We start from the raw sequence: 17,105 nt of genomic DNA, 5'->3' as shown, positions 1-17,105 counted from the left end.
GAATGGCCGCGTATGCCTAAAGCCGCTCATCGAGATGCGGCGTGAGCGACCGCTGTGCAGCGGTAGCTGCCGTTCAAGTTCGCGCTTGAAATGTCCGCTTTGTGGTCCACAAGCGGAAGTACACATCGCTCCGAAGCGGCGCCTCAATGAAACTCAACTTTTGGCTTTTGCACCTGTTTCTCTGCCCTATGTACTGAGTTGCGCGGGGAAAAAAGCAGCGCGGCACTGATAATTCTTCAATGGATACACGGCAAATGCGCTGCGTCGTCGCGATTGCCGACAGCGGGAGCTTGACCCGCGCTGCAGAGATTCTGGGTCTGGCACAGCCCGCACTGACGCAGACCGTCAATCGACTTGAAGCGGAAATCGGCACCCGGCTCTTCGTCCGCTCGCGGCGAGGAGCCACATTGACCGATGCAGGGCACGCCATCATCGACGACGTGCGTGCGAGCTTGGCTTATGGCGACGTTGCGCTGGCCCGTGCTCGTTCCATAGGCACCGGCACGGGTGGCGAATTAACCATCAGCTTCGTGTCGCATGCTTTGTACGAAGTGCTGCCGCGAGCGCTCCGGGGATTCAGAGCCCTTTATCCCGAAGTCAAATTCCGCCTGCGGGAGATGAACAACGCCGAGCAGGTCGAGGCGTTGGAGCGCGGTCACATCGACGTCGCGCTTCTCCATCCGCCTGTTTCGGTCAACGCCAAGGTTCACGAACTCAAACTCGGTGCGGAAGGCATGGTGGCAGCGCTTCCTTCCGCGTTCAAGCTGGCAGACGATGGGCGCGTCTCGTTGGCCGAACTGGCACAGCACGGGCTGGTGTGGTTCCCAGAGAACCAGGTGTCGGGCCTTCGAAACGAGATGCTCAGCGCGATTCGCAGCGCCGGACATCATGTGAGCGTGACGCAGGAAGCCAATCGTACTTTGACGGTGCTCGCCGCCGTGGCTGCAGGTCTGGGATGGTCGTTGCTCCCGCAGTCCGTGCGCGCCTTGCACCATGACGGAGTGCGCTATGCAGAGGTGAGAGACGGTGATGGTCTGCCGTCGTACGAACTTGCCGCCATGTGGCGCGTGCGATCAAGGCCAGGTTTCGCAGATTCCTTCGCAGCGCTTCTTGACAAACGCGGCACCTGAGCAGATCTCAGTCAAGGCTGATCTTGTTGTCTTTTGCGAGTTTCGTCCACTTGTCAATTTCGGTGCGACGGAAGCGATCCAGTTCCGCACTCCCGGATCCGATCACTTCGGCACCCATGGCTTCCAGGCGGCTCTTCACGGCGGGCTCCTGCACGACAGCGGCCAACTCGGTTGAGAGACGTTCTATCACTGCTGGGGGTGTGCCACCAGGCGCGAAGATGGCGTTCCATTCATAGACCTCGTAGCCTGGCAAGCCAGATTCCGCCACGGTGGGCAGTTGTGGCAACACCGGCGATCGTGCTTTGCCCGTCACTGCGATCGCCCGGAGCTTGTCGCTCTGGATGTACGGAAGACTGGAAGCAAGGCTCGCAAAGAACACGGGCACCTGGCCTGCCATAACGTCGGTCAATGCCGGACCACCGCCTTTGTATGCCACATGCGTCATGCGCACAGCACCCATCGTCTGGAACAGCTCGCCGGCGAGGTGCTGCGCCGAGCCGTTGCCGGAGGATGCGAAATTGATCTCGCCGGGCTTCGCCTTGGCCTGAGCAAGCACATCCTTCACGCTTCGATAGGACGTGGATGGCGTGACCACCAGGACGTTCGGAACCTTGACGAGCAGCGACACCGGCGTCAGGTCGCGCAGGGTGTCGAATGGCATTTTGCTGCGCAGCGCAGGGTTCTGTGCGTGGTTGGATGCGTCTAGGAGAAAAGTGTAGCCATCGCCGGGGGCCTTCGCGACGGCATCGCCGCCAATGGCGCCGCCGGCGCCGGCCCGGTTGTCCACCACCACGGGTTGCTTCAAGCGTTCAGACAATCGAGGTGCGATGACGCGCGCGACCGCGTCGACCGTGCCTCCGGGCGGATAGCTCACGACCAGCTTAATCGGCTTGGAGGGCCATGCCTGGGCCATGACGCAGCTGGATGCAAACAGGCACGTGGCCGCGAAGCCAATGAGGCGCAGAGGGCGATAAGTCTGAGATGGGGTCATTGTTGTCTCCTTTAAAATTTGAATAAGCGACGGGGCGTGTCGACAAGGATGGTGTGCCGCACTGCGGCGTCGGGCACCCAGGCGTGCAGGGCCGCGAGGGTGGATGGAAATGAAGCGAGTTCGCGATGCTGGGTGTGTGGCCAGTCGCTGCCCCACAACAGGCGCTCGGGACCGAATGCGTCGAGCAGTTCGGCGGCAGCGGCGGCGGCCTTGTCCGCCGTCGAGGGCGGCCAGTTGCGATACGCGGCAGAGAGCTTGACCCAAACGTGGCCCGTCTTTGCCGCACTCATCAGCCAGGTCCGGCTTGCAGCGTCATCTGCAGCCGGCCGCCCGAAATGATCGACGACGAGCGGACAGCCGCTGTCAATTACCGCCTGACCCACCGGAGGCAGTTCGGCCAGCTCGATGTGAACCTCCACATGCCACCCCAGCACTCGGACGCACTCGAGCAAAGCTGTCCAGGCATCGCTGGAAAAATCGCGTACTGCAGCACCAATGAGGTTCAGGCGGATGCCGCAGACCCCTCGACTTGCGAATCGACGCAGGTCGGCCTCGGTGAATGACGGGTCGATGACTGCGACCCCGCGCAAGCGATCAGGGCACGCATCCAGCGCGGCAAGCAGGAAGGTGTTGTCGGTTCCAAGGAAGCTCGGCTGAATCAGGAGCGCGTGCGAGACCCCGTTCGCGTCCAGCAGCCCGACGTAGTCCGCGAGCAGTGCATCGAAGTCGGGAGAATGCCGCCGGCCCTCGGCAAATCTCAGGTCGCGGCGGAAGACGTGTGCATGACTGTCGACTGCGCGGACGGGGTGCTCGCTGTGAGAAAGGGAGGATGTCATTCGGATGCGTATGGCGTTCGGCCAAGTATCCAAAACCCCCCGCGGTTTCGTCAGTCTTCAGGCGTTGTGTTTGCATAAGCGGTACTTATGCCGTCGGGCACGCGGATGGAGGCTCGGTACCGCCACGTCTGCACCGTTGACCGGCGACAAGGCTCATGGGCGGCTTTGGGATGTGCTGCTGCGCTGCGTTGAACGGCCACTGGTGGCTGGAAGGCTGCCGTCGCGAGTTCGCCTCGTGATCGACCGCCGTCAGTCCATTGCCGACGCGGAAGCGCCCACCGTTGACTTTCGCTTTCGGCGAGGAGCAGCCGGTCAGGTTTGGGCTCCGTCGGACCGAAACCATGGTCGACCTGTGGGCGGCGACCCCTGTGCCAACGCGGCGATCCTGATCGGGAGCGTCGTGGTATTTGCGGCTGCGCTTTGGTTGGTGCGCAGCCAGGCCACCGTGGGCGAGGTGTTTTGGATGAAGGCGCCGATCAAGGATCTGGAATCGAAGTGACCCTGTCGGAACCGACGAATCGCTGGCGCGCAAGCGGCGCATAGCGTCAAAGCCAATGGCATTCCCAACGGTCTTGTCCAGCCAGCGCTTGACCTTCACATGATGTCAGGGATGAGACTGTGTCTCTCACTTTTGGAGTTCCTCATGCAAGAGTTCCTTATCCCTTCGATGTCCTGCGGCGGTTGCGCGAGCCGTATTGCGCAGACGCTCCACAACTTGGATGCCAGCGCGATGGTTGAAGTGGACCTCCCGAACAAGACGGTGCGGGTCGACAGCAACCAGGAAAGCGCGAGCATCGAGGCTGCGCTCAAAGAAGCTGGCTACCCACCCATCGAAATCGATTCCGTCGCCAAACCGGAGACGGCAGGTACCGGGATGCGGCGAAGCGGCTGTTGCTGCGGCTGATCTTTCCATTGACGGTCTGTTGCGTTGGTTTGCCAGCGCACAGACGCATGAAAGCTCAAGGCCTAGAAGCAAAGCTCTGTGAGCGGCACCGCATTCACAAACCGAGCCTCTTGGATCACGCAGCGCTGGACCGACGCGCACATTCAGAAAGACAGATCAATGAGCACACTTTTGGAACACCGGCGCGATGTGAAGCCAGAGAAGGCCGGCGGCGCCAACGATGCGCCCGAAGGACCCGAGAAGCTGAAGGACCCGGTCTGCGGGATGGCCGTGACGGCGGAGGCCGCTCACCGTCCCGAGCATGAAGGCAGACCGTATTACTTCTGCAGTGCGGGCTGCCAATCGAAGTTCGCAGCCGATCCCTCGCGCTACATCGCCAAGATGACTGGACCCGACGCGCCGGCCACCACGCCCGGCCCCAGTGCGCCGTCGAATGCGCAGCCAGCAGCCGCGATCTACACCTGTCCGATGCACCCCGAGATCCGGCAGGACCATCCAGGCAACTGCCCGAAGTGCGGCATGACCCTGGAGCCCGTCATGCCGACGCTCGACGACGACGATGAGAGCCCTGAGCTCGCCTCCTTCACCCATCGCTTCTGGTGGACGCTGCCGCTGACCGCCATCGTCGCGTCGCTTTCCATGTTCGGCCACTCGTTGGGTTGGTTCGACATGGCCACGCAGAGCTGGATCGAGTTGGTTCTGTCTCTGCCCGTCGTGCTCTGGGCCGGCTGGCCGTTCTTTGTACGTGGTGCGCAATCGGTGATGAACCGCAGCCCCAACATGTGGACGCTGATCAGCCTGGGCACGGGTGCCGCCTTCGTCTACAGCGTGGTGGCGACGCTGGCCCCTGGCGTCTTTCCGGCCTCCTTCATCTCGATGGGACGCGTGGCGGTCTACTTCGAGGCGGCCGTGGTCATCATCTCGCTGACGCTGTTCGGGCAGCTGCTCGAATTGAAAGCGCGCTCGAAGACCTCAGCAGCCATCAAGTCCCTGCTCGGCCTGGCGCCCAAGACGGCTCGCCGCGTGAAAGCAGACGGCAGCGAAGAAGACATCCCGCTCGCCAATGTGCACGAAGGCGACAGCCTGCGCGTGCGTCCCGGCGAGAAGGTGCCGGTCGACGGTGTAGTCCTGGAAGGCAGCAGTGCGGTCGACGAATCGATGCTGACCGGCGAGCCGGTGCCAGTGACCAAGCGCATCGGCGACAAACTCATCGGCGCCACGCTCAACACCAGCGGTGCCTTGGTGATGCGATCGGAACACGTCGGGTCGGCAACAGTACTGTCCCAGATCGTCCAGATGGTGGCGCAGGCCCAGCGTTCCAAAGCGCCCATGCAGCGCATGGCGGATGTGGTGGCCGCGTACTTCGTCTATGGGGTCGTGGGCATCGCACTGCTGACCTTTTTTGCATGGGGCGTCTTCGGCCCGCAGCCGAGCTGGGTCTACGGTCTGATCACGGCCGTCACGGTGCTGATCATTGCCTGCCCCTGCGCACTGGGGCTGGCCACGCCCATGTCGATCATGGTCGCCACCGGTCGCGCCGCCACGCAGGGCGTGCTGTTCCGCGATGCCGCCGCGATCGAAAACCTTTGCAAGGTCGACACCCTCATCGTCGACAAGACCGGCACGCTGACCGAGGGCAAGCCGGCCTTCGAGCAGGCGGTGGGAATCAATGGCTTCAGCGAAGACGAGGTGTTGCGTTTGGCGGCCTCTCTGGACCAGGGCAGCGAGCACCCGCTGGCCGCGGCCATCGTCCATGCAGCGCGGGATCGCAAGCTGACGCTGGAGAAAGCCGAACAATTCGACTCCGCGTCGGGCATCGGGGTCAAGGGCGTTGTGGGCGGCAAGTCCCTTGCGATCGGCAACGCGACGTTGATGCAGCAGTTGGGCATCGATGTGGCGCCGCTGGCGGACCAGGCCGAAGCACTGCGCGCGCAAGGTGCCAGCGTGATGCACCTGGCCGCAGACGGCAAGCTGGCCGGGCTGCTCGCCGTGTCCGATCCGGTGAAGGCCAGCACGCAAGAGGCGCTCACGATGCTTCGCAAGTCCGGCCTTCGCATCATCATGGCTACAGGCGACGGGCTCACCACGGCTCAGGCTGTCGGCAAGCGCCTGGGGATCGACGAGGTTCATGGCGAAGTCAAGCCGCAGGACAAACTGCAACTTGTCGAACGCCTGCAGAAAGAGGGGCGCATCGTCGCGATGGCCGGTGACGGCATCAACGACGCGCCCGCATTGGCCAAAGCGGATGTCGGCATCGCAATGGGCACGGGCACCGACGTGGCGATGAACAGTGCCCAGCTCACCCTGGTGAAAGGCGATCTGCGCGGCATCGCGACGGCGCGGGCTTTGTCGGTCGCCACGGTCGCCAACATGAAGCAGAACCTGGGTTTTGCCTTCGTCTACAACCTGGTCGGCGTGCCCCTCGCGGCCGGTGTGCTGTTTCCATTCACGGGCTGGCTCCTGTCGCCGATGGTGGGCGCGGTGGCGATGAGCCTCAGCTCGGTGTCGGTGATCGGCAACGCGCTGCGGCTGAGGATCACGGCGCTCAAGTCTGACTGATCCGACGTCCGCGGCGCACAAGGAAGGACGCAAGCCGACTAGCTCGATGTACGAGCAGCAACTGAACGGCGCGCAGATTCTGGGTACGCCCACAGATCAAAGGCCGTCGTCCTGCGCATCGAGTGTGTTCCATCGTCGGCGCGATCCAGCCCCAAATCATCCACCCAATGCTCCAGGATCCGGGCGTACTGCCGGGTCCCCGAGTGGGCAGAGTCGTGAAGCCGGCTGGGAAACAGGAAGTCTTCCGACTTCAGCTCGGCCAAATTGATCCATGCCAGAAGGGCTTCTTTCGCTGCTGGCGTCATCTCAAACTGTACGGGTCGTTGAGTCTTCTGCGAAAGCAAGAACCCTCAGGACTCTTCCTTCCCAGCCACATCCGCCACCACCCGCGCATTTCGCCGAAAACTCCAGTACGCGCTGGCCCAATCCATCAGCACCACGAAGCGGTTGCGGAAGCCGATCAGGAAGTAGACGTGGGCGAAAAGCCAGAACAACCACGCCGACTTGCCGCTGAAGCGCAACGGGCCGAAGGGCGTGCCGAGGTCGACGACGGCGGCGTTGCGGCCGATGGTCGCGAGGTTGCCGTAGTCGGCGTAGCGGAACGCCTGGGTCGGCTGCCCGGCGATGCGGCGCAGGATGTTGGCGGCCGCCGCGCGGCCCATCTGCTTGGCGGCGGGTGACACGCCGGGCACCGGCTGGGGTTCCTTGCCGGGCGCATGGCTTTGCGCTGCGGCGAGGTCGCCGACCACGCTGATCTCCGGATGGCCGACGAGACTCAGGTCCGGCTCGACGGCAATGCGACCGGCGCGATCACACGCGATGCCGGTCGCGGTGCCGAGCAGTCGACCCAGCGGCGATGCGGCCACACCCGCCGCCCACACGATGCAGTGGCTGTCGATGCGATAACCCGTCGCGGCGGTTGCGTCGGCACCGTGAGCTGATTCGACCTGCAAACCTTCCGCGTCGATGGCGGTGACCCGTGCATTCAAGCGCACCTCGACGCCGAGTTTTTCGAGTTGCCGCAGCGCCTTCTGGCTGAGGCTTTCCGGCATCGCCTGCAACACGCGCGGACCGCCTTCGATCAGCAAGATCTGCGCGGTGCTCGGATCGATGCGGCGGAACTCGCCGGCCAACGTGTGGCGCGCGATTTCGGCCAGCGTGCCGGCCAACTCGACGCCGGTCGGCCCGGCGCCGATCACGCAGAAGGTGAGCAGCGCGCGACGCTGCGCGGGGTGCCTTGCGTTTTCTGCCATTTCGAACGACATCAACACGCGGCGCCGGATGTCGAACGCGTCGGCCAGCGTCTTGAGGCCCGGCGCCATCGGTGCCCATTCGTCGTGCCCGAAATAGCTGTGGGTGGCGCCGGCCGCCACGATCAGGTGGTCGTAGCCGATGCGCGTGCCGCCGGCGAGTTCAACCGTGCGCGTGTCGGGGCGGATGGCGGTCACTTCGCCGAGCAACGTGGTGATGCTCGGCTGATTGCGAAACAAGAGGCGCACCGGCGCCGCGATCGAAGGCGCAGCGAGTCCGGCGGTCGCCACTTGGTAGAGCAGCGGCTGGAACAGGTGGTGATTGGTCTTCTCGATCACCGTGACGTCGACGTCGGCGCGCTCGAGTTTCCGGGCGGCTTCCAGGCCACCGAATCCACACCCGATGATCACGATGTGCGGGCGGCCCGCGGGGGAGGGCAGGGTCATGCCGGGGATGATACGCAGCCGCCCTGCAAGCACCTGGGCGTTGTGCCACAGTGAGCGGTCGCGCCGGCGGGTGCGCTGCGCGGGCTTGTCCTACGCGTGGCGCCAGCGACCTTCGGCTACAACAACTTTCCAAAAAGCCCGAGCGGAGACCCCATGACTTTTTCGCGCCCGACGGCGCCGGCGGCCGACGCACTGCGCTCGCGTTTTCGCGAGGTTCGCGCGCACAGCGTTGCACTGGCGGCGACGCTCTCCGCCGAAGACCAGTGCATCCAGTCGATGCCCGATGCCAGCCCGACCAAGTGGCACCTTGCACACACCACCTGGTTTTTCGAGACGGTGCTCTTGCAGATGCATGCGGGTGGCTACCGTCCGTTCGACGAGCGGTTTCACTACCTCTTCAATTCGTACTACGAAGCGCTCGGTCCGCGCCACCCGCGACCGCAGCGCGGGCTGCTGACACGCCCGTCGGTCGATGAGGTGCACGCGTATCGGCTGCATGTCGACGCCGCCGTGCAGGCCCTGTTCGACCGCGCGGATGCCGGGCTGTGGGTGACCATCGAACCGATCGTGACGCTCGGCCTGCACCACGAGCAGCAGCACCAGGAACTGCTCGTCACCGACATCCTGCATGCGCTGTCGTGCAACCCGTTGCTGCCGGCCTACCGCGCCCCGGCGGGCCCTGCGCTGCGCCTGGCCTCGGTGGCGACCCCGATGCGCTGGCTGCGGCAGACGGGCGGCATCGTCGACGTCGGGTTCGAGGGCGACGGCTTCGCCTTCGACAACGAGACGCCGCGGCATTCAGTGCTGCTGCGTCCTTACGAAATCGCCGACCGCGTGGTGAGCTGCGCCGACTACGCCCAGTTCATCGCCGATGGCGGTTATGAGCGTGCCGACCTGTGGCTCTCCGACGGCTGGGCGGCCGTCAAGGCGAACGGATGGCGTGCGCCCGCTTACTGGCTCGCACCGGACGATCCGCGGCTGGCGCACCAGGGCTCGACCGCAGGCTGGCATGTGTACGGCCTGCACGGCGTGCGTCCGCTGGAACCGGAGGCGCCGGTGTCCCAGCTGAGCTTCTACGAAGCCTCGGCCTATGCGGAATGGGCTGGCGCCCGCCTGCCGACCGAGTTCGAGTGGGAGGCCGCGAGCCACGCGCCCGGCATCACGCAAACCACCGGCCACGTGTGGCAGTGGACGCGCTCTTCCTACGATCCTTACCCCGGCTTCCGGCCTCTGCCCGGCATCGCCGCCGAGTACAACGGCAAGTTCATGGTGGGGCAGCTGATCCTGCGCGGTGGCAGTGTGGCGACGCCTGACGACCACACGCGCCCGACCTATCGCAATTTCTTCCCGCCGGCCGCGCGCTGGCAGTTTTCCGGCGTGCGCCTGGCGCGCGACGTGGAGTGAGACCCGACATGAGAAATCCAGCTGTCAACCTGCAAGTGCCGCCCGCGCCGCCCCGTCTGGCGACCTCCGAATTCGGTCGCGACCTGCTCGCCGGCCTCGCGCGCACACCGCGCAGCGTGCCGCCCAAGTATTTCTACGATGCCGCGGGCTCTGCGCTGTTCGACGGCATCTGCGATCTGCCGGAGTACTACCCACGCGCACTGAACTCAAGATCCTCGCCGAGCGTGCGCCCGAGATCGCCGAGCAGATCGGCCCCAACGCCGAGCTTGTCGAATTCGGCGCGGGGTCGCTGACCAAGGTGCGGCTGCTGTTCGACGCGTTCGATGCCGCGTCGGCACCCAAGCGTTACCTGCCGATCGACATTTCCGGAGAGCACCTCGAAGGCGCTGCGGAGCGCCTGCGTGCGGACTATCCGTCGATGGTGGTGCAGCCGATCGTGGCCGACTACACGATGCCGCTCGTGTTGCCGGCCACGGGCGCGGGCGTCGGCCAGCGCGTGGGCTTTTTCCCCGGCTCGACCATCGGCAATTTCCACCCGGAGGAGGCGCTTTCTTTCCTGCAACTCGCCGCGCGCCTGCTGCGCGGCGGCGGCATGCTGGTCGGTGTCGACCTCGTGAAGGAGCCGTCGCTGCTGCATGCGGCCTACAACGACGCGCAGGGCGTGACCGCCGCCTTCAACCTCAACCTGCTGCGCCGTGCCAAACTCGAACTCGACGCCGATTTCGACCTGGACGGATTCGACCACTACGCGTTCTACAACCTGCAGCTGCAGCGCATCGAGATGCATCTCGTGAGCCGCCGTGCCCAGGTCGTGCACATCTCGGGCGTGCGCTTCGCGTTCGAAGAGGGCGAGAGCATCCACACCGAGAACTCGCACAAATTCACCGTCGAAGGGTTTCGGACACTGGCCACGCGCGCGGGTTTCCGGCCGGGCCCGGTGTGGACCGACGAGGCGCGCCTGTTCAGCGTGCACTGGCTGCACGCGCCGGCGGCACAATAGACGCCTCCCTGGAGTACCCGATATGAAAGCAACCTGGAACGGCGCCACCATCGCCGAGAGCGACGACATCGTGGTCGTCGAAGGCAATCACTACTTTCCGATGAGCTCGCTCAAGCGCGAGCACGTCACGTTCAGCAACCACAAGACCACCTGCGCCTGGAAGGGCTCGGCGAGCTATTACTCGCTGCTGGTCAACGGCGAACTCAACGCGGACGCCGCCTGGTACTACCCCGAGCCGAAGTTCGAGGCCGAGGAGATCAAGGACCGCGTCGCCTTCTGGAAGGGCGTGAAGGTCGAGGCGTGAGCGCCCCGGCTTTTTCACCGCCTTTCACCCCGCCCGAACACGCCATCCCGCTCCTGCGCGAGCAAGGCTACGCCGTGCTCAGCGCATCGGGCGTGGCCGAGTGGCTCGCCACGCCGATTGCGCAGCTCGAAGCGCTGCACGGCGACTGGGACCATCTCCCGCCCGACGAGTACCTGAAAGACGGTGGCCGTTACCGGCAGCGTCGGCACGCGTGTTTTGCCGTTGATGGCCAGGCGGTCGCGCAGGTGCCGCACCGCGCGCACTGGCAGCCGGTCGAATACAACGCGTTGCATGGCGGCATGCAGCGATGGTTTGAGCCGATGGAGGCGGGCACCGTGGCCCAGCCGGCCTGGCAGCATCTGATGCGCAGCCTGGCGGCCGTGGCGTCGGGCCTGCGAGGCCCGCAGCGCTGGTTCGTCGAGGCGCACCAGTTCCGCATCGACACAGCCGGCGGCATCGGCCGGCCCACGCCCGAGGGCGCCCACCGCGACGGCGTCGACCTGGTGGCCGTGGCATTGATTGGCCGGCACAACGTCAAGGGCGGCGAAACGCGCGTTTTCGAGGCCATCGGCCGGCGCGGCGAGCGCTTCACCATGACCGAGCCCTGGACGCTGCTTTTGCTCGATGACGCCCGCGTGATCCACGAATCGACGCCGATTCAGCCGGCAGACGACACGCAGCCCGGTTTCAGGGATACGCTCGTGGTCACGTGCCGCGCTCAGGGTTTTCAGGGCGCGCTGTAAATTTGTGAATGACAAGGAGGTCCGCATGTTCAATCACATCCTGGTTCCGATCGACGGCTCCGAAACATCCATGTTCGCGGTCAGCAAAGCCAGCGGGCTGGCACTCGCGTTCGGCAGCCGCATCACGCTGATTCACGTCATCGACAACTACCCGTTCATCGGCGTGGGCGCGGACTACGCGCTGGGCCAGAACGAATACCTCGCCGCCGCGACCAGCAGCGCCAACGCGGCACTCGCCCGCGGCGTGACGGCGCTGGCCGCGGAAGGCCTGCACAGCGACCAGCGGGTGATCGACGGGCACGTGGTGCACGAAGGCATCGTCGACACCGCCAACGCGCTGGGTGCCGACCTCATCGTGATGGGCTCGCATGGCCGCACGGGCATCGAAAAGCTGCTGCTCGGCAGCGTGACGCAACGCGTGTTGCAGGACGCACCGATGCCGGTGCTGGTCGTCAAGGGCGGCTGAGCCCGACGCGCCTCAATCGAACGGCGCAGCGCTCTCGAAGCGCATCGGCTCACCCGTGACCGGATGCACGAACGCCAGTGCGGTGGCGTGCAACAGCAGCCTCGTCGCGCGCGCTTGGACGGGTGCATCGCCGTACAGCGCATCTCCGAGGATCGCGTGGCCGATGGAGTGCAAGTGAACGCGCAACTGGTGCGTCCGCCCCGTGACAGGTTCCAGCAGCACATGCGTGGCGCCGCCCGCGGCGCTTGGCGCCACCGCCATCCAGCGCGTGACGCTCGGCTTGCCCGCCGGGTCGATCTTTTGCCGCGGACGGTTCGGCCAATCGGCCATCAGTGGCGCATCGATCTCCGACCACGCGTCGTTGCACGGCACCCGCCCGTCGACGATGGCCTCGTAGCGCTTGTGGACCTCGCGACGCGCGAAGGCGTCGCCGAGCGCCCGCTGGACCGCGATGCTGCGTGCCATCACCACCAGGCCGCTGGTCGCCATGTCGAGACGGTGCACGATCAACGCGTCGGGCCATTGCCGTTGCGCGCGTGCGCTGAGGCAGTCCTGCTTGTCGTCGCCGCGCCCGGGCACGCACAGCAGGCCCGCGGGCTTATCGAACACCAGCAGGTGCGCATCGTCGTGGAGTGCGTGCAAGACCGTCATCGGGCAGCAGTCTAGGGGCTCGGCTATCCTCGACCGAATGCCTGCCGACGCCGCTTCCGTTGCTCCTGCTCCGTCCAGTTTTTCCGATCTGCGCCGCGTCAAGCCCTTCATGCAACTGTGGGTGGCGCGGCTGTTCGGCACGGCTGCAGCGCAGATGTTGCTGGTCGCCATCGGTTGGCACATGTACGACCTCACCTCCAGCGCATGGGACCTGGGGCTCGTGGGGCTCTACCAGTTCGCGCCGGCGCTGGTGCTGGCGCTCTATGCGGGCCACGTCGTCGACCGGCATCACCGGGGTCGCATCGTCGCCGCCTGTTTCGCGGTGCAGGGCATCGTCGCCCTCGGGCTTCTGGTCGCGCACCAGGCGCAGCACGACTCTCGCGGCCTGCTGCTCGGCATGTCGCTGGTGCTGGGCGCGGTGCGCGCCTTCCAGATGCCGGCGCAGCAGGCGCTCACGCCGATGCTGGTGGCGCCGCTCATGCTGCCGCGCGCCATGGCGTTCAGTTCGGCCGGGATGCAAGGCGCGATCATCGGCGGGCCGGCCCTCGGCGGCCTGCTTTTCATCCTCGGCATGGGTGCGGTCTACGGGGCCAGCGTGCTGTGTTTCGTGGTCGGTGGCATGCTGGTCGCGCGGCTGCGCTACAGCTACACGCCGGCGGTGCGCGAGCCTGTGACCGTCGCCACGGTGCTGGCGGGCGTCGACTTCATCTGGAAGCGCAAGCCGGTGCTCGGTGCCGTGTCGCTCGACCTGTTCGCGGTGCTGCTCGGCGGGGCGGTGGCGCTGCTGCCGATCTATGCCCGGGACATCCTGCACACCGGGCCGTGGGGGCTCGGCCTGCTGCGCGGCGCTCCGGCGGTCGGTGCGCTGGTGATGTCGATCGCGCTCACGCGTCGGCCGATCGAGCGCAACGTCGGGCGCACGCTGCTGCTGGCGATCGCGCTCTTCGGCGTGTGCATGGTGGTGTTCGGGTTCTCGCGCAGCTTCCTGGTGTCGCTCATCGCGCTGGCGGTGTCGGGCGGCGCGGACATGGTGAACGTGGTGATCCGCCAGACGCTGGTGCAGCTCGAAACGCCCGACGCGATGCGGGGGCGGGTGAGCGCGGTCAACTCGATCTTCATCGGCGCGAGCAACCAACTGGGCGAGTTCGAGTCGGGGGCGACGGCGGCGCTGATCGGGCCGGTCGGTTCGGTGGTGCTGGGCGGGGTCGGCACGGTGCTGGTCGCGCTGACCTGGTTTCGGCTCTTTCCGTCGTTGTCGCGGCGCGACCGGATGACCTAGAAAACCGACCTGGCGTGCGGCACGACGAGCGTCACGTCGCCGAGCGGCTCCGCCACGCACGGCAGGATCCAGCCGTCTTCTTTTTCGTCGTAGCTGACGCCTGGCCACTCGATGCGGTAGCGCACCGCGCCGGCGGTCATGTGGCAGAGGCAGGTGCGGCAAGTGCCGTTGCGGCAGGAGCTCGGCAGTTCGATGCCGGCAGATTCGGCCGACTGCAACAGCGTGGCGTCGGGCTCGGCCTCGAAATCGAAGCCGGCCGGCGCGATCGTCACTTTCATCGGCCCTTCATTCGCCGCGGGCATTGCGCCGCTGGTCGCGCAGCATGAAGAGGTAGAGGCTCTCGACCTTTTCGCGCGCCCAGGGCGTCTTGCGCAAGAATTTGAGGCTGGACGCGACGCTCGGGTCGGTCGTGAAGCAGCGCACCGGAATGCGCTGCCCGAGGTCTTCCCAGCCGAAGTAATCGGCCAGCGCAGTCACGATGGCCTCGAGTGTGAGCCCATGCAGCGGATTGCGCGCCTGCGCGGGTGACTCGGACCGGTCCGGCCCGGTCACTTGTTCTTGAGCTTGCCGCGCGGAATGACCGCGGTGGTGACGGTGGCACGCACCGGTTCGCCGCCCAGCACCGGCGCCTTGGGGGGCGAGGTGTCTTTCTTGGGCTTCTTGGTTTCTTTGCTGCTGCGTTGTTGACTCTTGGCCATGACGACTCTCCTGTGATGGTGCGATGCGAGCGGGGAGTTTAGCGGGCAAGGGCGTGGCGCACGCCGGGCGCGGCGACAATAGCCGGTCCATTTGTTTCACCTGCCGCCATGTCCGATTACGAAGTCCGCCCCGCTGAAATGAGCGATGCCAAAGCCATCGCCGAAGTTCACGCCGCCTCCGCCCGCGCCGCCTACGAGGGCATCCTGCCCGAAGACCAGCTGCGCGCCCTGGCGCCCGCCACCCGCGAAGCCAAATGGCGCGAAGCCATCGAATTCAGCGAGCCGCAGGTGCAGGTCGCGGTGCTCGACGACGAAATCGTCGGCTTCGTCGGCTACGACCGTTCGCGCGATCCCAAGACCAAGTCCACGACCGGCGAGATTTGGTCGATCTACGTCAAGCCCGAACACTGGGACAAGGGTGTCGGCGTGGCGCTCTGGGATGCGGCTCGCGAAGGCCTCGAAGAAGAGGGCTGCACCGAGGTGACCATCTGGGTGCCGATTCGCAACGAGCGCGCCATGCGCTTTCACGACCTCGCCGGTTTCAAGCGCGACATGAAAACGCTCAAGACCACCAGCGTCGGTACGGTCAAAGTCGAAGAAATCCGCTTCAAGCGCGCGGTGGTCTGATCGCGTGGCTGCCAGTCTTTTCCTGCTGCTCGACGACATCGCAACGGTGCTCGACGATGTGTCGATCCTCACCAAGGTCGCCGCCAAGAAGACTGCGGGCGTGCTCGGCGATGACCTCGCGCTGAATGCGCAGCAAGTGACCGGCGTGCGCGCCGATCGGGAAATTCCCGTGGTGTGGGCCGTCGCCAAAGGATCGTTCGTCAACAAGGCGATCCTGGTGCCGGCGGCACTGGCGATCAACGCGTTCATCCCATGGGCCGTCACGCCCTTGCTCATGCTCGGCGGTGCATTCCTGTGTTTCGAAGGCTTCGAAAAGCTGGCCCACAAGTTCCTGCACAAGAACGAACACGATGCAGGCGTCGCGCAGCATGTGAACGCCATTGCCGATCCGGCCGTCGATGTGCTCGCCGTCGAAAAGGACAAGATCAAGGGCGCCGTGCGCACCGACTTCATCCTGTCGGCCGAGATCATCGTGATCACGCTCGGCACGGTGGCCAGCCAGCCCTTCACCACGCAGTTGACGGTGCTCGCGCTCATCGCCGTCGTGATGACGGTCGGCGTCTACGGCCTCGTCGCGGGCATCGTGAAGCTCGACGACGCCGGTCTGTGGTTGAGCCGGCGCGCGAGCAACGCCCAACAGGCCCTCGGCCGTGGCCTGCTGGCGGCAGCGCCATGGCTCATGAAGACGCTGTCGGTGGTCGGCACGGCCGCGATGTTCCTGGTCGGCGGCGGCATCCTGGTGCACGGCGTGCCGGCGGTCGGGCATGCGGTCGAGGCCTGGGCGCAAGGCGTCGGTGGATTTGTCGGCGTGGTCGGATCGAACCTTGCCAACGCCGTCGTCGGCCTCGTGGCCGGTGCCGCGGTGCTGGCCGTGGTGGAACTCGTGAAGCGGTTGCGCCCGAAGGGCTGAGCCCTTCGGCGGTCCGGGTCAGTTCCGGAACTTGCGAACCAGGTCTTCCACGCGTGGCCCGCCAGCCTGTGCCCCGCTGGAGACCTTGATGATGCTCAGCGTGCGTTCGGCGCCGGCTTCGAGCGTGGCCTGGTGGACGGCCTGCAGGAGCGGCCAGACCTTCTCGGGCGGGCCTTCGACGACGGTGCCCAGGCCGTGGACTTCGTAGCGCAGGCCCGACGCCTGAATGACGGCAATGGCGGCGTCGACGTGCTTGTAGCGGTCGTCTGCCGTGCCGGCTGGCCGCGGGATGACCTGGATTTCGGCCAGCATGTGCCCGCTCGGGGTCGGGGCCGGCGCCGTGGCGCTCGATGGCGCCTGTTGCGCCCAGGCGGCGCCGCAGGCAAGGAGCGACAGCGAGACGAGCGAAAGCCGCAAGCGACGCGAAAGTGAAAACGATGGATGTGCCATATGCAATTCATGCAAACAGCAGGTCGGCGAGCGTTCGAGGTCGCTCTGCCGGCGCGAGAAGGAGAAAGCCGGCAGGCCTCGAAACTTGCTTCCCTGCGCGAGGATTACCTCAATCAGGTTCAAAGGGACTCTCTCAGTCGGCGCGCCTTGCGGTCGTGCCAACACCCCCAGCGGGTGCCGCGCCGGCAGCCTGATGGCAGCCGACATGACGATCGCGATTGTAGAGCGGGCAGTGCGCCCCGTCGGGCGCCCTAGTTGCGCACCTTGCCGCGCTTGAACAGGTCGACCGCGATGAGCGCAATGCCCAGCACCACCGCGAACCAGCCGACCACCGACGCGCCCGCGATCATGTCGCGCGTGCCGGAGGCGCCGAGAAAATGCGGCGCCACCAGCACGGCCGCGCCGATGAGCACACAAAGAATGCCGCGCTCGACCATCCGCGGGGGCGTGATTGTT

General features: G+C 65.8%; 20 protein-coding genes, 2 pseudogenes and 1 riboswitch. Of the genes and pseudogenes, 12 read left to right on the top strand and 10 right to left on the bottom strand.

Annotation, left to right across the window (positions count from 1 at the left end; all coding sequences use genetic code 11):
• Positions 1 to 239: 239 nt before the first annotated feature.
• Positions 240 to 1,130 carry a LysR family transcriptional regulator gene (locus AX767_RS02965; RefSeq protein ID WP_068628497.1) on the top strand — a complete coding sequence of 297 codons (891 nt, stop codon included), beginning with the start codon at positions 240 to 242 and terminating at the stop codon, positions 1,128 to 1,130.
• A 7-nt stretch (positions 1,131 to 1,137) separates the two neighbouring features.
• Here the strand turns inward: AX767_RS02965 and AX767_RS02960 are convergent, their stop codons facing one another.
• Positions 1,138 to 2,121 (bottom strand): tripartite tricarboxylate transporter substrate binding protein, encoded by a 984-nt coding sequence (locus AX767_RS02960; RefSeq protein WP_068628495.1) that lies wholly within the window; start codon positions 2,119 to 2,121, stop codon positions 1,138 to 1,140.
• A gap of 11 nt (positions 2,122 to 2,132) precedes the next feature.
• Positions 2,133 to 2,957, bottom strand: coding sequence for an amidohydrolase family protein (locus AX767_RS02955; protein ID WP_068628493.1), 825 nt, complete (start codon positions 2,955 to 2,957; stop codon positions 2,133 to 2,135).
• A 136-nt stretch (positions 2,958 to 3,093) separates the two neighbouring features.
• Between AX767_RS02955 and AX767_RS21665 the strand changes: the two genes are divergently transcribed.
• The 3 genes from AX767_RS21665 to AX767_RS02945 all read left to right on the top strand — a co-directional run bounded on the left by AX767_RS21665 (position 3,094) and on the right by AX767_RS02945 (position 6,420).
• Positions 3,094 to 3,456 carry a hypothetical protein gene (locus AX767_RS21665; protein ID WP_210392546.1) on the top strand — a complete coding sequence of 121 codons (363 nt, stop codon included), beginning with the start codon at positions 3,094 to 3,096 and terminating at the stop codon, positions 3,454 to 3,456.
• 144 nt (positions 3,457 to 3,600) lie between these two features.
• The gene (locus AX767_RS02950) at positions 3,601 to 3,861 is read left to right on the top strand and encodes a heavy-metal-associated domain-containing protein (RefSeq protein ID WP_082755112.1); all 261 of its coding nucleotides are present in this window, start codon (positions 3,601 to 3,603) and stop codon (positions 3,859 to 3,861) included.
• Between the two features lie 264 nt (positions 3,862 to 4,125).
• Positions 4,126 to 6,420, top strand: a complete 2,295-nt coding sequence (locus AX767_RS02945; protein WP_237288620.1) for a heavy metal translocating P-type ATPase — start codon at positions 4,126 to 4,128, stop codon at positions 6,418 to 6,420.
• On the opposite strand, the pseudogene AX767_RS21775 reads toward AX767_RS02945, so the two are convergent.
• Positions 6,407 to 6,764: pseudogene (locus AX767_RS21775) on the bottom strand (tyrosine-type recombinase/integrase); the annotation flags it as partial. The gene AX767_RS02945 and the pseudogene AX767_RS21775 overlap by 14 nt on opposite strands.
• A gap of 6 nt (positions 6,765 to 6,770) precedes the next feature.
• The gene (locus tag AX767_RS02935) at positions 6,771 to 8,117 is read right to left on the bottom strand and encodes an NAD(P)/FAD-dependent oxidoreductase (protein ID WP_068628491.1); all 1,347 of its coding nucleotides are present in this window, start codon (positions 8,115 to 8,117) and stop codon (positions 6,771 to 6,773) included.
• A 153-nt stretch (positions 8,118 to 8,270) separates the two neighbouring features.
• Here AX767_RS02935 and egtB point away from each other — a divergent pair, with 153 nt between their 5' ends.
• The 5 genes and pseudogenes from egtB (at position 8,271) to AX767_RS02910 (ending at position 12,034) form a co-directional block, all read left to right on the top strand.
• Positions 8,271 to 9,521, top strand: coding sequence for an ergothioneine biosynthesis protein EgtB (egtB, locus tag AX767_RS02930; protein WP_068628489.1), 1,251 nt, complete (start codon positions 8,271 to 8,273; stop codon positions 9,519 to 9,521).
• An 8-nt stretch (positions 9,522 to 9,529) separates the two neighbouring features.
• A pseudogene (egtD, locus tag AX767_RS02925) lies at positions 9,530 to 10,521 on the top strand (L-histidine N(alpha)-methyltransferase).
• Between the two features lie 22 nt (positions 10,522 to 10,543).
• Positions 10,544 to 10,825: a DUF427 domain-containing protein gene (locus AX767_RS02920; protein WP_068628487.1), complete on the top strand. Its 282-nt coding sequence runs from the start codon at positions 10,544 to 10,546 to the stop codon at positions 10,823 to 10,825.
• The gene (locus AX767_RS02915) at positions 10,822 to 11,568 is read left to right on the top strand and encodes a 2OG-Fe dioxygenase family protein (protein WP_068628485.1); all 747 of its coding nucleotides are present in this window, start codon (positions 10,822 to 10,824) and stop codon (positions 11,566 to 11,568) included. Before AX767_RS02920 ends, AX767_RS02915 begins: the two co-directional genes overlap by 4 nt.
• A 25-nt stretch (positions 11,569 to 11,593) precedes the next feature.
• A complete protein-coding gene (locus tag AX767_RS02910; RefSeq protein WP_068633280.1) occupies positions 11,594 to 12,034 on the top strand; it encodes a universal stress protein in 441 nt (146 codons plus the stop codon).
• 12 nt (positions 12,035 to 12,046) lie between these two features.
• On the opposite strand, the gene AX767_RS02905 is transcribed toward AX767_RS02910, so the two are convergent.
• Positions 12,047 to 12,685 carry an RluA family pseudouridine synthase gene (locus AX767_RS02905; RefSeq protein ID WP_068628483.1) on the bottom strand — a complete coding sequence of 213 codons (639 nt, stop codon included), beginning with the start codon at positions 12,683 to 12,685 and terminating at the stop codon, positions 12,047 to 12,049.
• 109 nt (positions 12,686 to 12,794) lie between these two features.
• Here AX767_RS02905 and AX767_RS02900 point away from each other — a divergent pair, with 109 nt between their 5' ends.
• A complete protein-coding gene (locus AX767_RS02900) occupies positions 12,795 to 13,964 on the top strand; it encodes an MFS transporter (protein ID WP_068628481.1) in 1,170 nt (389 codons plus the stop codon).
• Here AX767_RS02900 and AX767_RS02895 read toward each other — a convergent pair.
• Genes AX767_RS02895 through AX767_RS21505 form a run of 3 tightly spaced genes read right to left on the bottom strand, consistent with a single transcriptional unit; the run spans position 13,961 to position 14,662 of the window.
• Entirely contained in the window at positions 13,961 to 14,242 is a 282-nt protein-coding gene (locus AX767_RS02895) for a 2Fe-2S iron-sulfur cluster-binding protein (protein WP_068633278.1), read from the bottom strand. The two genes, AX767_RS02900 and AX767_RS02895, sit on opposite strands and share 4 nt — an antisense overlap.
• A 7-nt stretch (positions 14,243 to 14,249) precedes the next feature.
• Entirely contained in the window at positions 14,250 to 14,516 is a 267-nt protein-coding gene (locus AX767_RS02890; RefSeq protein ID WP_068628479.1) for a VF530 family DNA-binding protein, read from the bottom strand.
• The gene (locus AX767_RS21505) at positions 14,513 to 14,662 is read right to left on the bottom strand and encodes a hypothetical protein (protein WP_168164797.1); all 150 of its coding nucleotides are present in this window, start codon (positions 14,660 to 14,662) and stop codon (positions 14,513 to 14,515) included. Before AX767_RS21505 ends, AX767_RS02890 begins: the two co-directional genes overlap by 4 nt.
• Positions 14,663 to 14,770: 108 nt before the next feature.
• Here AX767_RS21505 and AX767_RS02885 point away from each other — a divergent pair, with 108 nt between their 5' ends.
• Together AX767_RS02885 and AX767_RS02880 are read left to right on the top strand one after the other, a co-directional pair.
• The gene (locus AX767_RS02885) at positions 14,771 to 15,289 is read left to right on the top strand and encodes a GNAT family N-acetyltransferase (protein ID WP_068628477.1); all 519 of its coding nucleotides are present in this window, start codon (positions 14,771 to 14,773) and stop codon (positions 15,287 to 15,289) included.
• Positions 15,290 to 15,293: 4 nt separating this feature from the next.
• Positions 15,294 to 16,199 carry a DUF808 domain-containing protein gene (locus AX767_RS02880; protein ID WP_068628474.1) on the top strand — a complete coding sequence of 302 codons (906 nt, stop codon included), beginning with the start codon at positions 15,294 to 15,296 and terminating at the stop codon, positions 16,197 to 16,199.
• An 18-nt stretch (positions 16,200 to 16,217) separates the two neighbouring features.
• On the opposite strand, the gene AX767_RS02875 is transcribed toward AX767_RS02880, so the two are convergent.
• Together AX767_RS02875 and AX767_RS02870 are read right to left on the bottom strand one after the other, a co-directional pair.
• A complete protein-coding gene (locus tag AX767_RS02875) occupies positions 16,218 to 16,649 on the bottom strand; it encodes a thiamine-binding protein (RefSeq protein ID WP_210392544.1) in 432 nt (143 codons plus the stop codon).
• A 73-nt stretch (positions 16,650 to 16,722) separates the two neighbouring features.
• Positions 16,723 to 16,828: riboswitch (TPP riboswitch) on the bottom strand.
• Between the two features lie 72 nt (positions 16,829 to 16,900).
• The gene (locus AX767_RS02870; protein ID WP_068628472.1) at positions 16,901 to 17,086 is read right to left on the bottom strand and encodes a hypothetical protein; all 186 of its coding nucleotides are present in this window, start codon (positions 17,084 to 17,086) and stop codon (positions 16,901 to 16,903) included.
• Between the last annotated feature and the right edge of the window lie 19 nt (positions 17,087 to 17,105).

It is taken from the genome of Variovorax sp. PAMC 28711, assembly GCF_001577265.1.
GTDB lineage: Bacteria > Pseudomonadota > Gammaproteobacteria > Burkholderiales > Burkholderiaceae_C > Variovorax.
This window is presented reverse-complemented; position numbering and strand designations above follow the sequence as displayed.